Source organism: Sphingomonas sp. GW821-FHT04B01 (genome assembly GCF_059420425.1).
Genome location: NZ_JBWKTR010000001.1, coordinates 1,001,451 through 1,017,604, shown reverse-complemented (window position 1 = coordinate 1,017,604; position 16,154 = coordinate 1,001,451). Strand labels below are relative to the sequence as shown.

Here is a 16,154-nt window from a genome sequence, read left to right as displayed (position 1 = left end):
CGGGGCAGGGCAGCGGCAACGCTCCCCTGCCCTTTTTCGTTGGCCGGACCGCTATCCCACCCACCCCGTCACCCCGGACTTGTTCCGGGGTCCACCGGGCGGCTAGGAGCAGAACCAGAGCCTCCAGCCGTTCTCCCAGCCGCGGAGTCGACCCCGGAACAAGTCCGGGGTGACGAGGAAGAATAGGAACGTCATGCAGATCTGGGCCGGGCTCGGCAATCCGGGACCGCAATATGCGATGCACCGGCACAATGTCGGCTTCATGGCGATCGACCTGATCGCCGACATGCACGGCTTCGCGCCGGTCCGTAAGCAGTTCCAGGGCTGGACGCAGGAGGGCCGCGTCGGCACCCAGAAGGTGCTGCTACTCAAGCCCGCCACCTTCATGAACGAGAGCGGCCGCGCGATCGGCGAGGCGCTGCGCTTCTACAAGCTCGGCCCCGACGCGCTCACCGTCTTCCACGACGAGCTCGACCTCGCGCCGTTCAAGGTCAAGGTGAAGCGCGGCGGCGGCACCGCCGGTCATAACGGGCTGCGCTCGACCGACCAGCATCTCGGCCCCGACTTCCGCCGCGTGCGGATCGGCATCGGCCATCCCGGCCACAAGGATCGCGTCACCGGCTACGTCCTCGGCAATTACGCCAAGGCCGAACTCGATCCGCTCGCCGACATGCTCGGCGCAATCGGGGCGGAGGCGCCATGGCTCGCCGCGGGCGACGACGTCCGCTTCATGAACGACGTAGCTCTAAGGCTCGCCCAATGACCGTCCGCACCCTGTTCGCCACCCGCTTCTACGAGGACGATCTCGGCGACGCCGCACTGCTCGCGGAACTGGAGGACGCCTGCCTCGACCTCGCGCGCGAGGATCGCGCCGGCGTCGCCTGGTCGAAGGCGCACGGCTATCGCGGCTATACCTCCTATGCCTCGCTCAACGATCTGCCGTCGCGCGACCCGCGCTTCGCCGATCTGGTGAGACTGCTCAACAAACATGTCGCGCGCTTCGCCGACGCCTGCGCCTTCGATCTCGGCGGCCGCAAGCTCAGGCTCGACAGTTTGTGGGTCAACGTCCTCAAGCCCGGCGGCAGTCATTCGGGCCATATCCACCCGCACAGCGCGGTCAGCGGCACCCTCTATGTCGCGACCCCGCCGGGCGCGGGCGCGCTCAGGCTGGAAGATCCGCGGCTGCCGATGATGATGGCCGCCCCCACCCGCCGCGCCGACGCCGACGAGAGCCACGCCACCTTCGTCTATGCCGAGCCGAAGCCGGGCAGCGTCTTCCTGTGGGAAAGCTGGCTGCGTCACGAGGTCGTCCCCAATGCCGCCAAGGGCGAGCGGATCAGCATCAGCTTCAACTATCGCTGAGCCGTCATGCGGCTGCCGCAATTGGCCGGCAGCTTCGCCGCGTCGGGAGGCGATACGATGCGGCTGGCGATCATGATGGCGTTGCAGGCGGCACCGGTGGCGGGACCGCCGCTGCCCGCCGAACTTCGCCCGATCAGACCCGCGCCGGCGCCGTCGGCCGTGCCCTGCGGCACCCCCGACCGGCGCGGCGACATCGTCGTCTGCGGCCGGGCGGCGGGCGCCGACCGTCTGCCGCGGCTCGACGAGACCCGCTACGCCGAACGCCCGATCCGCGCCGTCACGACGCTCGGCAAGACCCGCCTCTCGGCCGAGGCGGAACAAGGCAGCCTGCCGAACGGCCAGAGTGCCCCACGCGCGATGCTCCGCCTCAAGATGCCGTTCTGACGGCGCGCGACCGCGCCCCTCATCCATCGTTCATCCCGTCCCGCTACCACCGTCCCCATGCGTTTCACCAAACAGCAGATCGGCCTTGCCGCCGTCGTCCTGCTCGCGCCCGGCGGCTTCGTGCTGGGCGCGACCCTGCTCGCCAATCGGTACCGCAAGCGTCTCGCGGCGAAGGCAAACGAGCCCCCCGACCCCCCGGTCGTTTCCTGAACGGAACGTTGTTTCAGGTTCATGCAACCGCGCCTAACAGGATGACGTTGATGCAACACGATTTTCAAAAAACGGGAGTGTTACCATGCGAAATCTGATGCTTGCGATGGGCTGTGCGGCGATGGTGGTGCCGGCGACGATGATCGTCCCGGTATCGAAGGCCGATGCGCAGCGCCATAAGTATCGCGAATGGCGCGACGATCGCGGCCGTATCCGCTGCCGCAAGCCCGACGGCACCACCGGCGCCGTGGTCGGCGCGGTCGGCGGTGCGCTGCTCGGCCGGACGATCGACACCCGCGGCGACCGTACGGTCGGCACGCTCGGTGGCGCGGTCGCCGGTGGCCTGCTCGGCCGTGAGATCGATCGCGGCGGCAAGCGTCGCTGCCGCTGAGCCGAGACCTTTTTCGGTCGACGGGGGCGTCGCGAGGCAACTCGCGGCGCCCCTTTTGCGTATCGCTTCGGACCAATCCCACGATGGAGACCGACGATATGGTAACGCGCAGCGCTTCGGCGAGCTACGAAGGCCTCGGCAAGGACGGCAAGGGCAAGATCACGACCCAGTCGGGCGTGCTGTCCGACACGCAATATGGCTTCAACACCCGCTTCGAGGATGGCGCCGGCACCAACCCGGAAGAACTGATCGCCGCCGCGCACGCCGGCTGCTTCACGATGGCGCTCGCCTTCGCGCTGGCGGGTGCGGGCCACAGCCAGGGCGATCTCAAGACCGACGCCAAGATCACGCTCGACAAGGACGGCGACGGCTTCACCATCACCAAATCGGCGCTGACCCTCACCGGCCACGTCGAGGGCATCGACCAGGCCGAATTCGAGCGGATCGCCAACGAGGCCAAGGCCGGCTGCCCGGTCTCCAAGGTGCTGACCTGCGAGATCACGCTCGCCACCACCTTCGGCTGACCCCGGCGCGTCCCCCGGCTGCGGCCGGGAGGCATGGCGGATTGCCCCGCCGGTTTCGGTCCATTATGGTCAGCCACGCTACGACCGTGATGGAGACGACGGATGCGCAACCCGATCCTGACTGCGGCCCTCGTCGCGACGCTGGCCGGCGCTTTCCCCGCAACCGCACAGTCGCCGCGTCGCCGGCCCCCGCGCAACGACGGCGATGTCGCAATCTACGTCCACCCCGTGCGTCGCCACGATCCGCGCGACGACGATCCGCGCAGCAACCTTCGCGCGCCCCGCGCCCTCGTCGACGATTACGGCTATGACGACCCGCGCGAAGAGGACCCGCGCAGCGATCTGCGTGGCCTTCGCCGCGGCCGTACCTATACCGCGGACGATCTGCGCCGCGAACAGCGCGCCAACCTGCGCGACCGCCGCTATGCGCCACGCGACGAGGCGGAGGAGGATGATCCCCCCGCAGACCGCGGCGAGGACTAGCCGTCGCTCAGAAGATCCCGCCGCCCAGGCTCAGCCGGATCGCGAAGATCACGATCAGCACCAGATTGAGGTTGCGCCCGCCGTTCGACGACGACAGCGCGCCGAATGCCGCGCCGACGATGCCGATCGGAATGACGAGCCAGTTCATCCAGCCGAGCAGCGGAATGAACGCGACCAGCCCGAGCACCAAAGTGACGAAGCCGATCGCGATGGAGACGATGTTGAGCATGGCCCGAATATGGCCTTCGTCCCCGCACGGGACAAGCCGGGCCGACGTGACGTAGTGTTAACCGGATTCACCGGTGGCGTCTTAACGGTGGCTGCGCCATCTCATTGCGGTGACTGCGATTCGCCCCCTCCTCTTGCTCGCGCTGGCACTGACCGCGTGCAGCAAGCAGCCTGCCTCGCAGCAGGATCTCGACAGCCTCGACCAGGAACTCACCGCCGCCGGCCCCGGCAACCAGCGCGATCCCGCGCTGACCGCGGCGTTGCGCGACCAGATCATGGTCGATCCGGCGCTGACGCAGAGCGCCAACACCAACGTCGTCCGCCCGCCGAGCCGCCCCGATCCGCTGTCCGCGCCACCCGAACCGGTGATCGCCACCCCCGACCGCGTCGCGGCGGCCGACCTCAAGCCGACCCCCGCCGCCAAAGGCGACTGCCCCGCCTGCCGCAAGGCCGACGGCGCGCTGACCTTGGGCGAACTCGCCAGCCGGCAATCGGCGGCCGGCGCCCCCTGCGCGGCGCGCGTCACCTATTCGGCCGGCTGGGCAAATCGCCTGCCCGCCGCGGTGCCGCTCTACCCGGACGCCCGCGTCCGCGAGGCGGCGGGCAACGACGCCTGCGGCCTGCGCGTCGTCAGCTTCGCGAGCAGCGCCCCGGTCGGCCGCATCCTCGATTGGTATAACGCCCGCGTCACCCGCGCCGGCTATTCGGCCGAGCATCAGGCATCGGGCGCGCAGCACGTCCTCGGCGGCACCCGCGGCGACGCCGCTTACGTCGTCTACGTCAGCGCCGATCCCGCCGGCGGCAGCCAGGTCGACCTGATCGTCCGCTAAATCTCCCTTGCCCGCGGGGTGGGAAGACGCGCCGCCTTGCTATCCCACCACCCCCGACCATATTGTGCAATGCAGCATCACACGCTTGGTGGCGGTCCTGTCCCTTTCGGAGTGCGCGCATGCGACGTTTGTCAGACACGATCAGCCGGCTCGCCGCGGCGCAGGGCCAGCAGCAGCCCTGGACGGGCGGCAGCGATCGGCTCGGCCAGCTCACCGGCTTCGGCCGCAATCCCGGCAATCTGCTCGCGCGCACCTACGTTCCCGAATCGGTGACGGCAAAGCCGGCGCTGGTCGTCGTGCTGCACGGCTGTACGCAGACCGCCGCGGGCTATGACGCCGGTGCCGGCTGGTCGCGGCTCGCCGACGAGCACGGCTTCGTCCTGCTCTTCCCCGAGCAGCAGCGCGCCAACAATCCCAACCTCTGCTTCAACTGGTTCGCGCCCGAAGACGTCAGCCACGACCATGGCGAGGCCTTTTCGATCCGCGAGATGATTGCGGCGATGATCGACGCGCACGACGTCGATCCCGCCCGCGTCTTCGTCAACGGCCTGTCCGCGGGCGGCGCGATGACCGCGGTGATGCTGGCGACCTATCCCGAAGTGTTCGCCGGCGGCGCGATCCTCGGCGGCCTGCCGTACGGCACCGCGAGCGGGGTGATGCAGGCGCTCGACCGGATGCGCGGCCATAACATGCCCGACGCCGTCGCGCTCGGCACGCTGGCGCGCGACGCCTCGGCGCATCGCGGCGTTTGGCCGACGCTGTCGATCTGGCACGGCGACGCCGACGCGACGGTCGACCAGACCAATGCCGAGGCGCTGCTGACCCAATGGCGCGCGCTGCATCAGGTCGCGGCGCGGCCCGACGTCGAGGCGGCGCAGGGCAACCACGCCTATCGCGGCTGGCAGGATGCCGCCGGCCGGGTGGTGATCGAGGATCACCGCATCCACGGCATGGGCCACGGCACGCCGATCGCCGCGCACGGCCCGGAGGCATGCGGCACGCCCGGCCCGTTCATGCTCGACGTCGGCCTGTCCTCGACCCGCCGCATCGCCGCTTTCTGGGGCATCGCCCCGGCACTGGCCGCGCCGTCGCGCGGCGCCACCAGACTGACGCGGGTCGCCACGCCGACGCGCGAACCGACCGGCGTCGCCGGCGTCATCAACGACGCACTCCGCGCCGCCGGGTTGCTGCGCTAGGACGCTCCCCCCGGTTGATGGCTGCAGAAGCCGTCGCTTGACGCCACCTTATCGGCGACGCGAGCCGGAATACGCATAGCGTTACCCCCACCAGTGCTCCTGCGAAGGCAGGAGCCCAGGAGTCCCATTCGTCACAGACGTTGCTCTGCTCGACCCTGGGTCCCCGCCTGCGCGGGGACACGTGGAGGGCGAGGAAGCGTTCCGCGCTCCTTGGTTCCTAGCACCGACGCATCCCCACCCCCTCCGTCACCCCGGACCCGTTCCGGGGTCCACCGGGCCGCAAGGGGACGGCATCATCACAAACCGTTCTCCTCGCCGCGGGGTGGACCCCGGAACAAGTCCGGGGTGACGGAGGGGGGGCAAACAACCGAGCTCAAACCCCCGCATTCCCTTGCACCCAATAGTCCTCTAGGGCTGGCACCATGCCTCTTCTGTTCGTCATGATCGGCGGTGCCCTCGGCTCCGCCGCGCGTTATCTCACCGGCCGCGCCGCGCTTACCGCGTTCGGGCCGGACTTTCCCTACGGCACGCTCGCCGTCAATCTTGTCGGCGGGCTGCTGATGGGCGTGCTCACCGCCATCCTCGCCCGCAGCGGCAGCCTCGCCGAACCGTGGCGCCTGTTCCTCGGCGTCGGCGTGCTCGGCGGCTTCACCACTTTCTCCAGCTTCAGCCTCGACGCCGTCGCGATGATCGAACGCGGCGCACTCGCTCCCGCCATCGGCTACGTGCTGGTGTCGGTGATCGGCTCGATCGCCGCGCTGTTCACCGGGCTCGCTGCCACCCGCGCCCTGCTTGCCGGAGCCAGCGCATGAGCGACGCCAAGAACGACACCCGCGACGGCGTCCGTCAGTTCAACGTCGGCTATGACGACGACGGCATCCGCCTCGACCGCTGGTTCAAGCGCCACCTGCCCGAGACGAGCTTCACCACCGTCGCCAAATGGGCGCGCACCGGCCAGCTCCGCGTCGACGGCTCGCGCGTCGCGCCGGGCGACCGGATCAAGGCCGGCCAGACGCTGCGCGTGCCGCCGCCCGAACCGGTGATCGAGGACACCCCCGACGCCCCCCGCCCCAAGCGCGAACGCCCGCCGCTGAGCGAGGACCAGATCGCCTATGCGCGCGAGATGGTGATCCACAAGGACCTCCAGGCGCTCGTGCTCAACAAGCCGCCCGGCCTCGCGACGCAGGGCGGCACCAAGACCTCCGAACATGTCGACGGCCTGCTCGACGCGCTGCAATATGATGCGGAGGGGCGGCCCAAGCTCGTCCACCGGCTCGACAAGGATACGTCGGGCGCGCTGCTCGTCGCGCGCACCAGCCGCGCCGCCGCCTTCTTCGCCAAGGCCTTCTCGGGCCGCACCGCGCGCAAGGTCTATTGGGCGCTGGTCGTCGGCGTCCCCTCGATCGACGACGGTATGGTCGACCTGCCGATCGGCAAGCAGCCCGGCACCGGCGGCGAGAAGATGCACGTCGACGAGGAGAACGGCCAGGCCGCGCGCAGCCGCTATCGCGTCGTCGAGCGTGCCGGCAACCGCTGCGCCTGGGTCGAGCTGCAACCCTTCACCGGCCGCACCCACCAGCTGCGCGTCCATATGGCGGCGATCGGTCATCCGATCGTCGGCGACGGCAAATATGGCGGCGCCGCGGCGTTCCTGACCGGCGGCGTCAGTCGCAAGATGCACCTGCACAGCCGTCGCATCCGCGTCGACCACCCCGACGGCGGCAGCATCGACGAGACCGCCGACCTGCCGACGCATTTCGCCGAGAGCCTCGCCACGCTGGGCTTCGACATCGCCAAGGGCGACGCGATGCCGTTCGAAGAACCGAAGAAAGGCCCGCCCCCCAAGGCGGTGCTCAAGCAGCGCGCCAAGGCGCACGCCAAATCGATGCGCAAGGAACACCGCGGCGAACGCCGCCGCCGCGGCAGCCCCGATTGAGTTGGGGGGGGCCTGACGAGGCACCCCCCTCACCCCAAACTGCCCGTCACCCCGGACTTGTTCCGGGGTCTACCCCGCCGCAAGCGCGCGCTTCCGCCTTCAGCCGATCTCCTCGCCGCTGAGTGGACCCCGGAACCAGTCCGGGGTGACGGGGTGGGTCAGGCACCGTCCCGTATTCCCCGGGCGCGCCAACATGAGAACGCGCGGGTCTGTCCTACACCCCGCCGACCGGTGTATGACCGAACAATGTACACGCCGCCTGCTCTCATAGTCCCGCACGCGCGGCAGTACGCAGGTCCCGTGACGCCCTTCCACGTTCGCCGCCGCACAGCCATCATATCAAAAACGGAAACGATACCCCCGGATCGTTTCTGTTAAGGTGTCCATGTTGTCCATGTCGTCCAACACCCTCTTCACCGCTCCGACGCCGCCCGCTACGGCAACACGATGACCAAACTCGCCGTATTCGACTGCGACGGCACGCTCGTCGATAGCCAGGCCAACATCTGCCAGGCGATGGAGGCGACGTTCCGCATCGCGGACCTGCCCGCGCCGCCGCGCGCGGCGATCCGCCGCATCGTCGGGCTGAGCCTCGTCGAGGCGGTCCGCGCCTTGCTCCCCGACGCGGACGATGCGCTCCACCGCAGGATGGCAGCCGATTACAAGGAGGCGTTCTTCGAGCTGCGCACCAACGGCGCGATGACCGAAGAGCCTTTGTTCGAGGGCATCGCCGCGGTGATCGAGACGCTGGCCGCGCGCGGCTGGCAGCTCGGCGTGGCGACCGGCAAGTCGGATCGCGGCCTCGCCCGCGTGCTCGACCACCACGGCCTCACTGATCGCTTCGTCACCCTCCAGACCGCCGACCGCCACCCCTCCAAGCCCGATCCGGCGATGCTGCTTGCCGCGATGGCGGAGGTCGACGCGACGCCCGAACAGACCGCGATGATCGGCGACACCAGCTTCGACATGGCGATGGCCAAGGCCGCCGGCGCGCGCGCGGTAGGCGTCGCCTGGGGTTATCACGACGTCCACGATCTGGTCCGCGGCGGCGCGCAGGTCGTCGCGACGCGCACCGCGGCGTTGCTGGAGATCCTGGCATGACCCCCGACGTCACGCGCGCGCGCAAGCGCTGGCTGGCGATCGTCGGCAGCCGGCTGGCGGGCAGCGCCGGCGCGGTCTTCGGCCTGATCCTCGCCGCCCGCTCGCACGACTGGCCGGTCAAGGTGCTGGGCGTCGCGATCACGCTGTCGGCGCTCGCGGTGATCGCGATCGTGCCGGCGAGCCTCGCCCACCGCTGGCGGACGCCCCGATCATGAAGCGCTTCTGGAGCGAGGTAACGATCGACGCCGACCGCGTCGTCACGCTCGACGGCCGACCGGTGCGCACCCCCGGCCGCGTGCCGCTCGCGCTGCCGACCGATGCGCTCGCCGCCGCGGTCGCCGACGAATGGCGCGCAGTGGCGGAAACGATCGATCCACGCGCGATGCCGCTGACCGGCCTCGCCAATGCCGCGATCGACCGGATCGCGCCCGACCCCGCCGCCTTCGCTGCCGGCCTCTCGGCGTACGGCGAGAGCGACCTGCTCTATTATCGCGCGCTGTCACCCGATGCGCTGATCGCGCGGCAGGAGGCGGCGTGGGACCCGTGGCTCGATTGGGCGCGCACCCGCTACGACGTGCATTTCGAGACCACCGCCGGGGTCATGCACCGCGCGCAGCCCCCCGCGACGCTGGCGCGACTCGCCGAGGCGGTGACGGCGCTCGATCCCTTCGGTCTGGCCGGCCTGTCGCCGGTGGTGACGATCACCGGCTCGCTGATCCTCGCGCTGGCGCTGGTCGAACGCGCCGGCGAGCCCGATACGGTATGGACCGCGGCGAATATCGACGAGCATTTCCAGGCCGAACTCTGGGGCGCGGATTCGCTGGCCGTGCAGGCGCTCGCCAACAAGCGCCGCGACTATGACGCCGCGGTCGCCTTCCTCGCCGCGCTCAGGCCGTCCGCGTGAGCTTGCGGATGAAGCCGATCAGCCCGGTCTGACGCGAGCGCTTGAGCCGCTCGGCGGCAAGGATCGTCTTCACCCCCGCGAAACATTGCTCGACGTCGTCGTTGACGAGGACGTAATCGTAGCCATCCCAATGACTTACCTCATTGGCGGCCCGCGCCATCCGCGCCTCGATCACCTGGGCCGAATCGGTGTTGCGGTTGGTCAGCCGCGCCCGCAGCTCCTCCATCGACGGCGGGAAGATGAACACCCGCACCACGTCGCCGCCGGCGATCTGGAACAGTTGCTGCGCGCCCTGCCAGTCGATGTCGAACAGCACGTCCTTGCCCGCGGCGAGCATCGTCTCGATCTGCGCCCGCGGCGTGCCGTAGCGATGGTCGAAGACATGCGCCCATTCGAGGAACTCGTCCGCCGCAACCATACGGCGGAATTCCTCGAGATCGACGAAATGATAGTCCTTGCCGTCGACCTCGCCCGGTCGCATCGGCCGCGTCGTCACCGACACCGACATGCCGAGTTCGGGCTCGTCGGCGAGCAATTTGCGCGCGATGGTCGACTTGCCCGCACCGGATGGCGAGGACAGCACGAACAGCACGCCACGACGGCGAAAATGGTGCGGGTCGGCGGAATGGGTGGTCGGCATGCGCGCTAGTGGCGTCTGCCGGGGCCGGGCGTCAAGCGCAGCCGGCTGAAAAGTCGAGAAAGCGAAGATCCTCCCGCGCCGTGCACGAGAGGATCGTCCGATCAGATATCGCGCGACTGGCGCCGGCGGTCATACGCCTTCTTGGCGACATAGCCGCCGCCGAGGATCAGGCCGAGCGGCCCCATCCGCCGCATCGCGCCCATCGACAGCGCGCCGATCGCCGCACCCTTCAGGCCGCCACGACCATCGCGACGGTCCATTTCACGCCCGACGAGCGCACCAATAATCTTGCCGATCATGAGTCTACCTTTCCGAAAACCTGGTCCTTGAGTTCCGCCGCGCCGCGCAGCACCGCCCAGCCGACCGCATAGGTCACGGCGAGCGGCAGCACGATCTTGAGCACGTTGGCCGTCACCGCACCGATGATCGCGCCATCGGCAACGCCATCGTCGTCGCCCGACATCGAATCGATCGCCGCGCCGATCAGCGCGCCCGTGGTGGTGGTGCTCACGTCCGTCCCCTCCTAGCGTTGCGGCCATGGAAGCGCGCGAACGGCGGGGAAGTTCCTCGTAACGGGACCGTTCCGGAACGTTTCGCCCGGCGGGATCAGCGCCCGATCATCGTCTCCGGCCGCACCAGTCGATCGAACGTCGCCTCGTCGACCAGCCCGAGTTCGAGCCCCGCCTGTTTCAGCGTCTGCCCCTTCTTATGCGCGTGCTTGGCGATCTTCGCGGCATTGTCATAGCCGACCTCGGGCGCCAGCGCGGTGACGAGCATTAGCGATTGCTCGACCAGCTGTCCGATCCGCTCGCGATTCGCTTTCAGCCCGTCGATGGTCCGCTCGGCGAAACTCTGCATCCCGACGCTGAGCAGCGCGATCGAGCGCAGCACGTTGGCGCCGATCAGCGGTTTGAAGACGTTGAGCTCCATATGCCCCTGCAAGCCACCGATGGTGACCGCGACATTGTTGCCCATCACCTGCGCGGCGACCATCGTCAGCATCTCGGCCTGCGTCGGATTGACCTTACCCGGCATGATCGAGCTGCCCGGCTCGTTGGCGGGCAGTTCGAGTTCGCCGAGCCCCGAGCGCGGCCCCGATCCGAGCAGGCGGATGTCGTTGGCGATTTTGGTCAGCGCCACCGCGAGCACGTTGAGCGCGCCGTGCAGGTCGACCAACCCGTCGTTCGACGCCAGCGCCTCGAACTTGTTGGGCGCGGTGACGAACGGCAGACCGGTGAGCGTCGCGATCTCCGCCGCGACCTCTTCGGCGAAGCCTTCGGGTGCGTTCAGCCCGGTGCCGACCGCGGTGCCGCCCTGCGCGAGCGGCATGATGTTGCGTTCCAGCGTGCCGGCGATCCGGTGGCGCGCATTGGCGAGCTGCTGGACGTAGCCCGAAAATTCCTGCCCCAACGTCAGCGGCGTCGCATCCTGAAGGTGCGTGCGGCCGATCTTGACCAGATCGTCCCATTCGCGCGCCTTGTCGGCGAGCGCGTCATGCAGCCGGTCGAGCGCCGGATAGAGCTGCCGCTTCACCGCCAGCGCCGCGGCGACGTGGAGCGCGGTCGGGAACGAATCGTTCGAAGACTGGCCGCGGTTGACGTCGTCATTGGGGTGGACCGGCGTCTTGCCACCACGGGTGCCGGCGAGCTGCTCGTTGGCGCGGCCGGCGATCACCTCGTTGACGTTCATGTTCGACTGCGTGCCGCTGCCGGTCTGCCAGATGACCAGCGGAAATTGATCGTCGAGCTGCCCCGCGGCGATCTCTGTAGCCGCGGCCTCGATCGCGTCGGCCTTGTCCGCGGCCAGCCCGTGCCGCCGGTTCACCCGCGCCGCCGCCTGTTTGACGATCGCCAGTGCGTGGACGATCTCGGCCGGCATCCGCTCGCGCGGTCCGAAAGGGAAATTCTCGAGACTACGCTCGGTCTGCGCGCCCCAATAGGCGTCGGCGGGAACGTCGATCGGGCCGATCGAATCGGTTTCGGTGCGCGTGCTCATGCGACGTAATATCAAATGTGGCGCCACTTGATTCAAGGCCTGCCCGAAGGCAGCATGCCGCATCATGTTATGGCTCGCCCTCCTCGCCGCACAGGCGGCCCCGTCCAGCCCGTGCCAGTACGATCGCGCACGTCTGTTGGCGTTGGATCAGAACGCATTCGATCAGGACATGTCGGGCGGCTGGCGCAAGCTCGAGGAGGACGGCTGCGAGGCGGAGGCGGCAGACCTCGTGCGCGACTGGCGGGTCGCGCATAACGCCAGGGACAACATTCTGTTTTGGCACGAAGGGCAGCTTCGCGCCGACCTCGGTCAGACCGAGAAGGCAATCGCGCTGTTTCGGCAATCCTACAAATCCGTGAAACAGGATCACGGAATGGGCTGGAACTTCTACGTCGACGGGACGATCGCCTTCCTGCGGCGCGACCATGCGGCATTCGACGCTGCCAAAACGAAGCTTGCGGCGCTGCCACGACCTGCGAACTTCACGTTCGAGGGACCGGACGGCAAACCGGTGTCGGTCAAATGGCCGCTCAACATGAACGTCTTGGAGGGATTAAACCGCTGCTGGGACAAGCCTTACAAGATCGCCTACGCGTGTGCGACGCCGCTGATGCGGATCAAGGCGCCAGAAACGAAGTGACGCAACATCCAGCGTGCAGGACGGGCGTCGGATATTAAAGTCCCGCGCCGAAATCAGAAAATGCGCTTCGAAAGAAAGAACCGTGCCTCGCCCGGCGGGTAATCGTCGATCCGGCCGAAGCAGCCGTAACCCAGCTTTTCGTAGAAGCCGCGCGCCTGGAAACTGAACGTGTCGAGCCACAGGCCGACACAATCCAGCCGCCTCGCCTCGGACTCGGCGGCGAGCATCAACGCGCTGCCGTGCCCGTGCCCCCGCATCGATGCCGGCACCACCAGATATTGTACGAACAGCCAGCGATAGCTCACCATGCCCCACAAACCGCCGACGATCGCGTCATCGTCGGCGCGGATCACGATGGCGATCGGATGGCGTTCGGTCGGCCGACCGCGGCGTCGTTGAATGCGACCAGTGGCGCGAGGATCGCGTCGCGCTCCAGGTCTCCGGGCGCGGCGACGACCTCGATCACGTTTACTTCTTCCGCTTGAAGTCCACGCTCACGACGTTCGAACCGTCCGCCGCGGGCGTGGCGGTCGGGCCGTCGTTCTCGGCCTCGTCATGCGGCTCGGGACCGTCATCGGGATCCTCGGTCGCCTGGAAGCGCAGCTCGAAATTCACCGCCGGATCGTGGAAGCCGGTGATCGCCGAATAGGGGATCACGAGCTTCGAGGGCACCTGGTTGAAGCTCAGCCCGACCGAGAATTTCCGCTCGTCGACCAGCAGGTCCCAATAGCGGTTCTGCAGCACGATCGTCATCTCGTCCGGAAAGCGCTCGATCAAGCGCTGCGGGATGTCGACGCCCGGCGCCTGCGTCTTGAAGGTGATGTAGAAATGATGCTCGCCGGGCAGCCCGCCCGATTCGGCGACGGAGCCGAGCACGCGGCCCACGACGGCACGCAGCGCCTCCTGGACGATCTCGTCATACGGGATAAGGCTATCGGGAAGGCCGTCGGTCATGCCCCTTGGGTAGCGTATCGCCCGGTCGGGTCAAGATTGTGCGTGACGACGCACGCTCCTATGGGACGAGCCGACATGCGCATCGCCACGATCAACCGCTCCACCGCCGAAACGCGGATCGACGTCACCGTCAACCTCGACGGCACCGGCGTCTATTCGATCAAGACCGGCATCGGCTTCCTCGACCATATGGTCGAACAGCTCAGCCGCCACGGCCTGATCGACATCGACCTCAAGGTCGACGGCGACCTTCACATCGACGGCCACCACACCGTCGAGGATTCGGCGCTGGCGCTCGGCCAGGCGGTGGCGCAGGCGCTCGGCGACAAGCGCGGAATCCGACGCTACGGCGACGCGCTCTCGCCGATGGACGAGACGCTGACCCGCGTCGCACTCGACATCTCGGGGCGGCCGTGGCTGGTGTGGAAGACCGCCTTCACCGTCTCGCGGCTCGGCGAGCTCGACACCGAGCTGATCGAACACTGGTTCCACAGCTTCGCGCAGACCGCCGGGATCACGCTCCACGTCGAGACGCTGTACGGCAGCAACAATCATCATATCGTCGAGGCGGCGTACAAGGGCCTCGCCCGCGCGCTGCGCGCCGCGGTCGAGATCGACCCGCGCAAGGCGGATGCCATCCCCTCGACCAAGGGCGTGCTGTGAGCGAGCCCTTCGTCCGCCCCGGCACCAATATGTGCGTCGTGTCGCTGACCTATGGCGACGATCTCGACGCGATCGACGCGGCGATGAGCGATCACGTCGACTGGCTGTCGGATGCCTATGCCAACGGGCTGATGCTCGCCTCCGGCCGCAAGCAGCCGCGCACCGGCGGCATCATCATCGCGATCGGCGGCAAGAAGGTGACCGAGGAGCTGATCGCCAAGGATCCGTTCGTGTCGCGCGGGCTGGCGACGGCGGAGATCATCCCCTTCACCGCGAGCATGGCGGCGACGCCGCTCGCCGATCTGCTGTCATGACCATCGCGCTGATCGATTATGGCGCGGGCAATCTCCATTCGGTCGAGAATGCGCTACGGGCGGCGGGGGCGACCGATCTGACCGTCACCGCCGATGCCGATGTGGTGGCGAAGGCCGACCGTATCGTGCTGCCGGGCGTCGGCGCGTTCGGCGCCTGCGCCAATGCGTTGCGCGGCGTGCCGGGGATGGTCGAGGCGATGGAGCGCCGCGTCCGGCAGGAGGGCGCGCCCTTCCTCGGCGTCTGCGTCGGCATGCAGTTGATGGCCGATGTCGGCGAGGAGATGGGCCAGCATCGCGGGCTCGGCTGGGTACGTGGTCGCGTACGCCGGCTCGAACCCGGCACGATGGAGGCCAAGGTGCCGCATATGGGCTGGAACGACGTGGTGCCGCTCGGCGCGCATCCGCTGGTGCCCGCGGGCGAGGCCTATTTCCTGCACAGTTATGCCTATGAGGGCGAGGACGTGATCGCGACCAGCGACCATGCCGGCCCGGTCACCGCGGCGATCGCCCGCGACACGATGCTCGGCGTGCAATTCCACCCCGAAAAGAGCCAGCGCTACGGGCTGGCGATGCTTGCCAAATTCCTGGAGTGGCGGCCATGAGCCTCATCGTCTTTCCCGCCATCGACCTCAAGGGCGGCCAGGTCGTGCGCCTCGCCGAGGGCGATATGGATCGCGCCACCGTCTATGGCGACGATCCCGCCGCTCAGGCGATGCTGTTCGCCGAGGCCGGTGCGCAGCATCTCCACGTCGTCGACCTCGACGGCGCGTTCGCCGGCGAATCGGTCAACGGCGAGGCGGTGCGCAGCATCGTCGAGCGCTTCCCTGGCCACGTCCAGCTCGGCGGCGGCATCCGCAACCGCGCCAGCGTCGAGCGCTGGTTCGACCTTGGCGTCTCACGCGTCGTGATCGGCACTGCGGCGCTGGAGGACCCCGAGTTCGTCCGCGGCGCCGCGCGCGATTTTCCCGGCGGCGTCGTCGTCGCGGTCGATGCGCGCGACGGCATGGTCGCGACCAAGGGCTGGGCCGACGTCTCGACCACCACCGTCGTCGACCTTGCCCGCCGTTTCGAGGATGCGGGGGTGGCGTCGCTCCTGTTCACCGACGTCGGCCGCGACGGGCTGCTCAAGGGCTGCAACGTCGAGGCGACGGTCGATCTCGCCCGCGCGGTGTCGATCCCGGTGATCGCCAGCGGCGGCGTCAAGGGCATCGCCGAGATCCACGTCCTCGCGCTCCACGTCCGCGACGGCGTCGAGGGCGTCATCACCGGCCGCGCGCTGTACGACGGGCGGCTCGATCTCGCCGCCGCGCTGAGCGTCGCGCAGGGAGCGGAATGATGATCGCGCGAAGACGCGAAGACGCGACGATGTCTGGCGTGCGGACGCCGTGGTCTGTCATCG

26 protein-coding genes are annotated in these 16,154 nt (G+C 68.5%); 19 read left to right on the top strand and 7 right to left on the bottom strand.

Features of this window, described 5'->3' with window-relative positions; all coding sequences use genetic code 11:
* Positions 1–193: 193 nt before the first annotated feature.
* The 7 genes from pth to AC07UH_RS04940 all read left to right on the top strand — a co-directional run bounded on the left by pth (position 194) and on the right by AC07UH_RS04940 (position 3,354).
* A complete protein-coding gene (gene pth, locus AC07UH_RS04970) occupies positions 194–763 on the top strand; it encodes an aminoacyl-tRNA hydrolase (RefSeq protein ID WP_495179151.1) in 570 nt (189 codons plus the stop codon).
* Positions 760–1,362 (top strand): TIGR02466 family protein, encoded by a 603-nt coding sequence (locus AC07UH_RS04965; RefSeq protein ID WP_495179152.1) that lies wholly within the window; start codon positions 760–762, stop codon positions 1,360–1,362. Before pth ends, AC07UH_RS04965 begins: the two co-directional genes overlap by 4 nt.
* 6 nt (positions 1,363–1,368) lie before the next feature.
* Complete coding sequence (locus tag AC07UH_RS04960) at positions 1,369–1,746, top strand: 5'-nucleotidase (protein WP_495179153.1); 378 nt, start codon at positions 1,369–1,371, stop codon at positions 1,744–1,746.
* Between the two features lie 57 nt (positions 1,747–1,803).
* A complete protein-coding gene (locus AC07UH_RS04955; protein ID WP_169742545.1) occupies positions 1,804–1,956 on the top strand; it encodes a hypothetical protein in 153 nt (50 codons plus the stop codon).
* Positions 1,957–2,041: 85 nt separating this feature from the next.
* A complete protein-coding gene (locus tag AC07UH_RS04950; protein ID WP_038662836.1) occupies positions 2,042–2,347 on the top strand; it encodes a glycine zipper 2TM domain-containing protein in 306 nt (101 codons plus the stop codon).
* Positions 2,348–2,445: 98 nt separating this feature from the next.
* A complete protein-coding gene (locus AC07UH_RS04945) occupies positions 2,446–2,871 on the top strand; it encodes an OsmC family protein (RefSeq protein WP_495179786.1) in 426 nt (141 codons plus the stop codon).
* 102 nt (positions 2,872–2,973) lie between these two features.
* Positions 2,974–3,354 carry a hypothetical protein gene (locus tag AC07UH_RS04940; protein ID WP_495179154.1) on the top strand — a complete coding sequence of 127 codons (381 nt, stop codon included), beginning with the start codon at positions 2,974–2,976 and terminating at the stop codon, positions 3,352–3,354.
* 7 nt (positions 3,355–3,361) lie between these two features.
* On the opposite strand, the gene AC07UH_RS04935 is transcribed toward AC07UH_RS04940, so the two are convergent.
* On the bottom strand, positions 3,362–3,583 hold the full coding sequence (locus tag AC07UH_RS04935) for a hypothetical protein (protein WP_038662840.1): 222 nt from the start codon (positions 3,581–3,583) through the stop codon (positions 3,362–3,364).
* Positions 3,584–3,692: 109 nt separating this feature from the next.
* On the opposite strand from AC07UH_RS04935, the gene AC07UH_RS04930 reads away from it, so the two are divergent.
* From AC07UH_RS04930 to AC07UH_RS04900, 7 genes are all read left to right on the top strand, one after another.
* A complete protein-coding gene (locus tag AC07UH_RS04930) occupies positions 3,693–4,412 on the top strand; it encodes a hypothetical protein (RefSeq protein ID WP_495179155.1) in 720 nt (239 codons plus the stop codon).
* Between the two features lie 119 nt (positions 4,413–4,531).
* A complete protein-coding gene (locus AC07UH_RS04925) occupies positions 4,532–5,608 on the top strand; it encodes an extracellular catalytic domain type 1 short-chain-length polyhydroxyalkanoate depolymerase (RefSeq protein WP_495179156.1) in 1,077 nt (358 codons plus the stop codon).
* 422 nt (positions 5,609–6,030) lie between these two features.
* Entirely contained in the window at positions 6,031–6,420 is a 390-nt protein-coding gene (crcB, locus tag AC07UH_RS04920) for a fluoride efflux transporter CrcB (protein ID WP_495179157.1), read from the top strand.
* Positions 6,417–7,544 (top strand): RluA family pseudouridine synthase, encoded by a 1,128-nt coding sequence (locus AC07UH_RS04915; protein WP_495179158.1) that lies wholly within the window; start codon positions 6,417–6,419, stop codon positions 7,542–7,544. The genes crcB and AC07UH_RS04915 overlap by 4 nt, the downstream gene beginning before the upstream one ends.
* Before the next feature lie 447 nt (positions 7,545–7,991).
* Positions 7,992–8,645 carry an HAD-IA family hydrolase gene (locus AC07UH_RS04910; RefSeq protein WP_137899367.1) on the top strand — a complete coding sequence of 218 codons (654 nt, stop codon included), beginning with the start codon at positions 7,992–7,994 and terminating at the stop codon, positions 8,643–8,645.
* Positions 8,642–8,860 carry a hypothetical protein gene (locus tag AC07UH_RS04905; protein ID WP_495179159.1) on the top strand — a complete coding sequence of 73 codons (219 nt, stop codon included), beginning with the start codon at positions 8,642–8,644 and terminating at the stop codon, positions 8,858–8,860. Before AC07UH_RS04910 ends, AC07UH_RS04905 begins: the two co-directional genes overlap by 4 nt.
* A complete protein-coding gene (locus tag AC07UH_RS04900; RefSeq protein ID WP_495179160.1) occupies positions 8,857–9,549 on the top strand; it encodes an ATP12 family chaperone protein in 693 nt (230 codons plus the stop codon). Before AC07UH_RS04905 ends, AC07UH_RS04900 begins: the two co-directional genes overlap by 4 nt.
* Here AC07UH_RS04900 and gmk read toward each other — a convergent pair.
* The 4 genes from gmk to fumC form a co-directional block, all read right to left on the bottom strand.
* Positions 9,533–10,189 carry a guanylate kinase gene (gmk, locus tag AC07UH_RS04895; RefSeq protein ID WP_038662860.1) on the bottom strand — a complete coding sequence of 219 codons (657 nt, stop codon included), beginning with the start codon at positions 10,187–10,189 and terminating at the stop codon, positions 9,533–9,535. The genes AC07UH_RS04900 and gmk overlap by 17 nt on opposite strands.
* Before the next feature lie 101 nt (positions 10,190–10,290).
* Positions 10,291–10,488 (bottom strand): hypothetical protein, encoded by a 198-nt coding sequence (locus tag AC07UH_RS04890; protein ID WP_038662863.1) that lies wholly within the window; start codon positions 10,486–10,488, stop codon positions 10,291–10,293.
* The gene (locus AC07UH_RS04885) at positions 10,485–10,700 is read right to left on the bottom strand and encodes a hypothetical protein (RefSeq protein WP_495179161.1); all 216 of its coding nucleotides are present in this window, start codon (positions 10,698–10,700) and stop codon (positions 10,485–10,487) included. Before AC07UH_RS04885 ends, AC07UH_RS04890 begins: the two co-directional genes overlap by 4 nt.
* A 95-nt stretch (positions 10,701–10,795) precedes the next feature.
* Positions 10,796–12,184, bottom strand: a complete 1,389-nt coding sequence (fumC, locus tag AC07UH_RS04880) for a class II fumarate hydratase (RefSeq protein WP_495179162.1) — start codon at positions 12,182–12,184, stop codon at positions 10,796–10,798.
* A gap of 64 nt (positions 12,185–12,248) precedes the next feature.
* Here fumC and AC07UH_RS04875 point away from each other — a divergent pair, with 64 nt between their 5' ends.
* Positions 12,249–12,824, top strand: coding sequence for a hypothetical protein (locus AC07UH_RS04875; RefSeq protein WP_495179163.1), 576 nt, complete (start codon positions 12,249–12,251; stop codon positions 12,822–12,824).
* A 53-nt stretch (positions 12,825–12,877) separates the two neighbouring features.
* Here AC07UH_RS04875 and AC07UH_RS04870 read toward each other — a convergent pair whose 3' ends face one another.
* Positions 12,878–13,177 (bottom strand): GNAT family N-acetyltransferase, encoded by a 300-nt coding sequence (locus AC07UH_RS04870; RefSeq protein WP_495179164.1) that lies wholly within the window; start codon positions 13,175–13,177, stop codon positions 12,878–12,880.
* Positions 13,178–13,292: 115 nt separating this feature from the next.
* Positions 13,293–13,778, bottom strand: a complete 486-nt coding sequence (locus AC07UH_RS04865) for an SspB family protein (RefSeq protein WP_038662873.1) — start codon at positions 13,776–13,778, stop codon at positions 13,293–13,295.
* A gap of 75 nt (positions 13,779–13,853) precedes the next feature.
* Here AC07UH_RS04865 and hisB point away from each other — a divergent pair, with 75 nt between their 5' ends.
* Genes hisB through hisA form a run of 4 tightly spaced genes read left to right on the top strand, consistent with a single transcriptional unit; the run spans position 13,854 to position 16,091 of the window.
* The gene (hisB, locus tag AC07UH_RS04860) at positions 13,854–14,441 is read left to right on the top strand and encodes an imidazoleglycerol-phosphate dehydratase HisB (RefSeq protein ID WP_495179165.1); all 588 of its coding nucleotides are present in this window, start codon (positions 13,854–13,856) and stop codon (positions 14,439–14,441) included.
* The gene (locus AC07UH_RS04855; protein WP_495179166.1) at positions 14,438–14,755 is read left to right on the top strand and encodes a YciI family protein; all 318 of its coding nucleotides are present in this window, start codon (positions 14,438–14,440) and stop codon (positions 14,753–14,755) included. Before hisB ends, AC07UH_RS04855 begins: the two co-directional genes overlap by 4 nt.
* Positions 14,752–15,357, top strand: a complete 606-nt coding sequence (gene hisH / locus AC07UH_RS04850; protein ID WP_038662882.1) for an imidazole glycerol phosphate synthase subunit HisH — start codon at positions 14,752–14,754, stop codon at positions 15,355–15,357. The genes AC07UH_RS04855 and hisH overlap by 4 nt, the downstream gene beginning before the upstream one ends.
* On the top strand, positions 15,354–16,091 hold the full coding sequence (gene hisA, locus AC07UH_RS04845; protein ID WP_495179167.1) for a 1-(5-phosphoribosyl)-5-[(5-phosphoribosylamino)methylideneamino]imidazole-4-carboxamide isomerase: 738 nt from the start codon (positions 15,354–15,356) through the stop codon (positions 16,089–16,091). The genes hisH and hisA overlap by 4 nt, the downstream gene beginning before the upstream one ends.
* Positions 16,092–16,154: the final 63 nt, after the last annotated feature.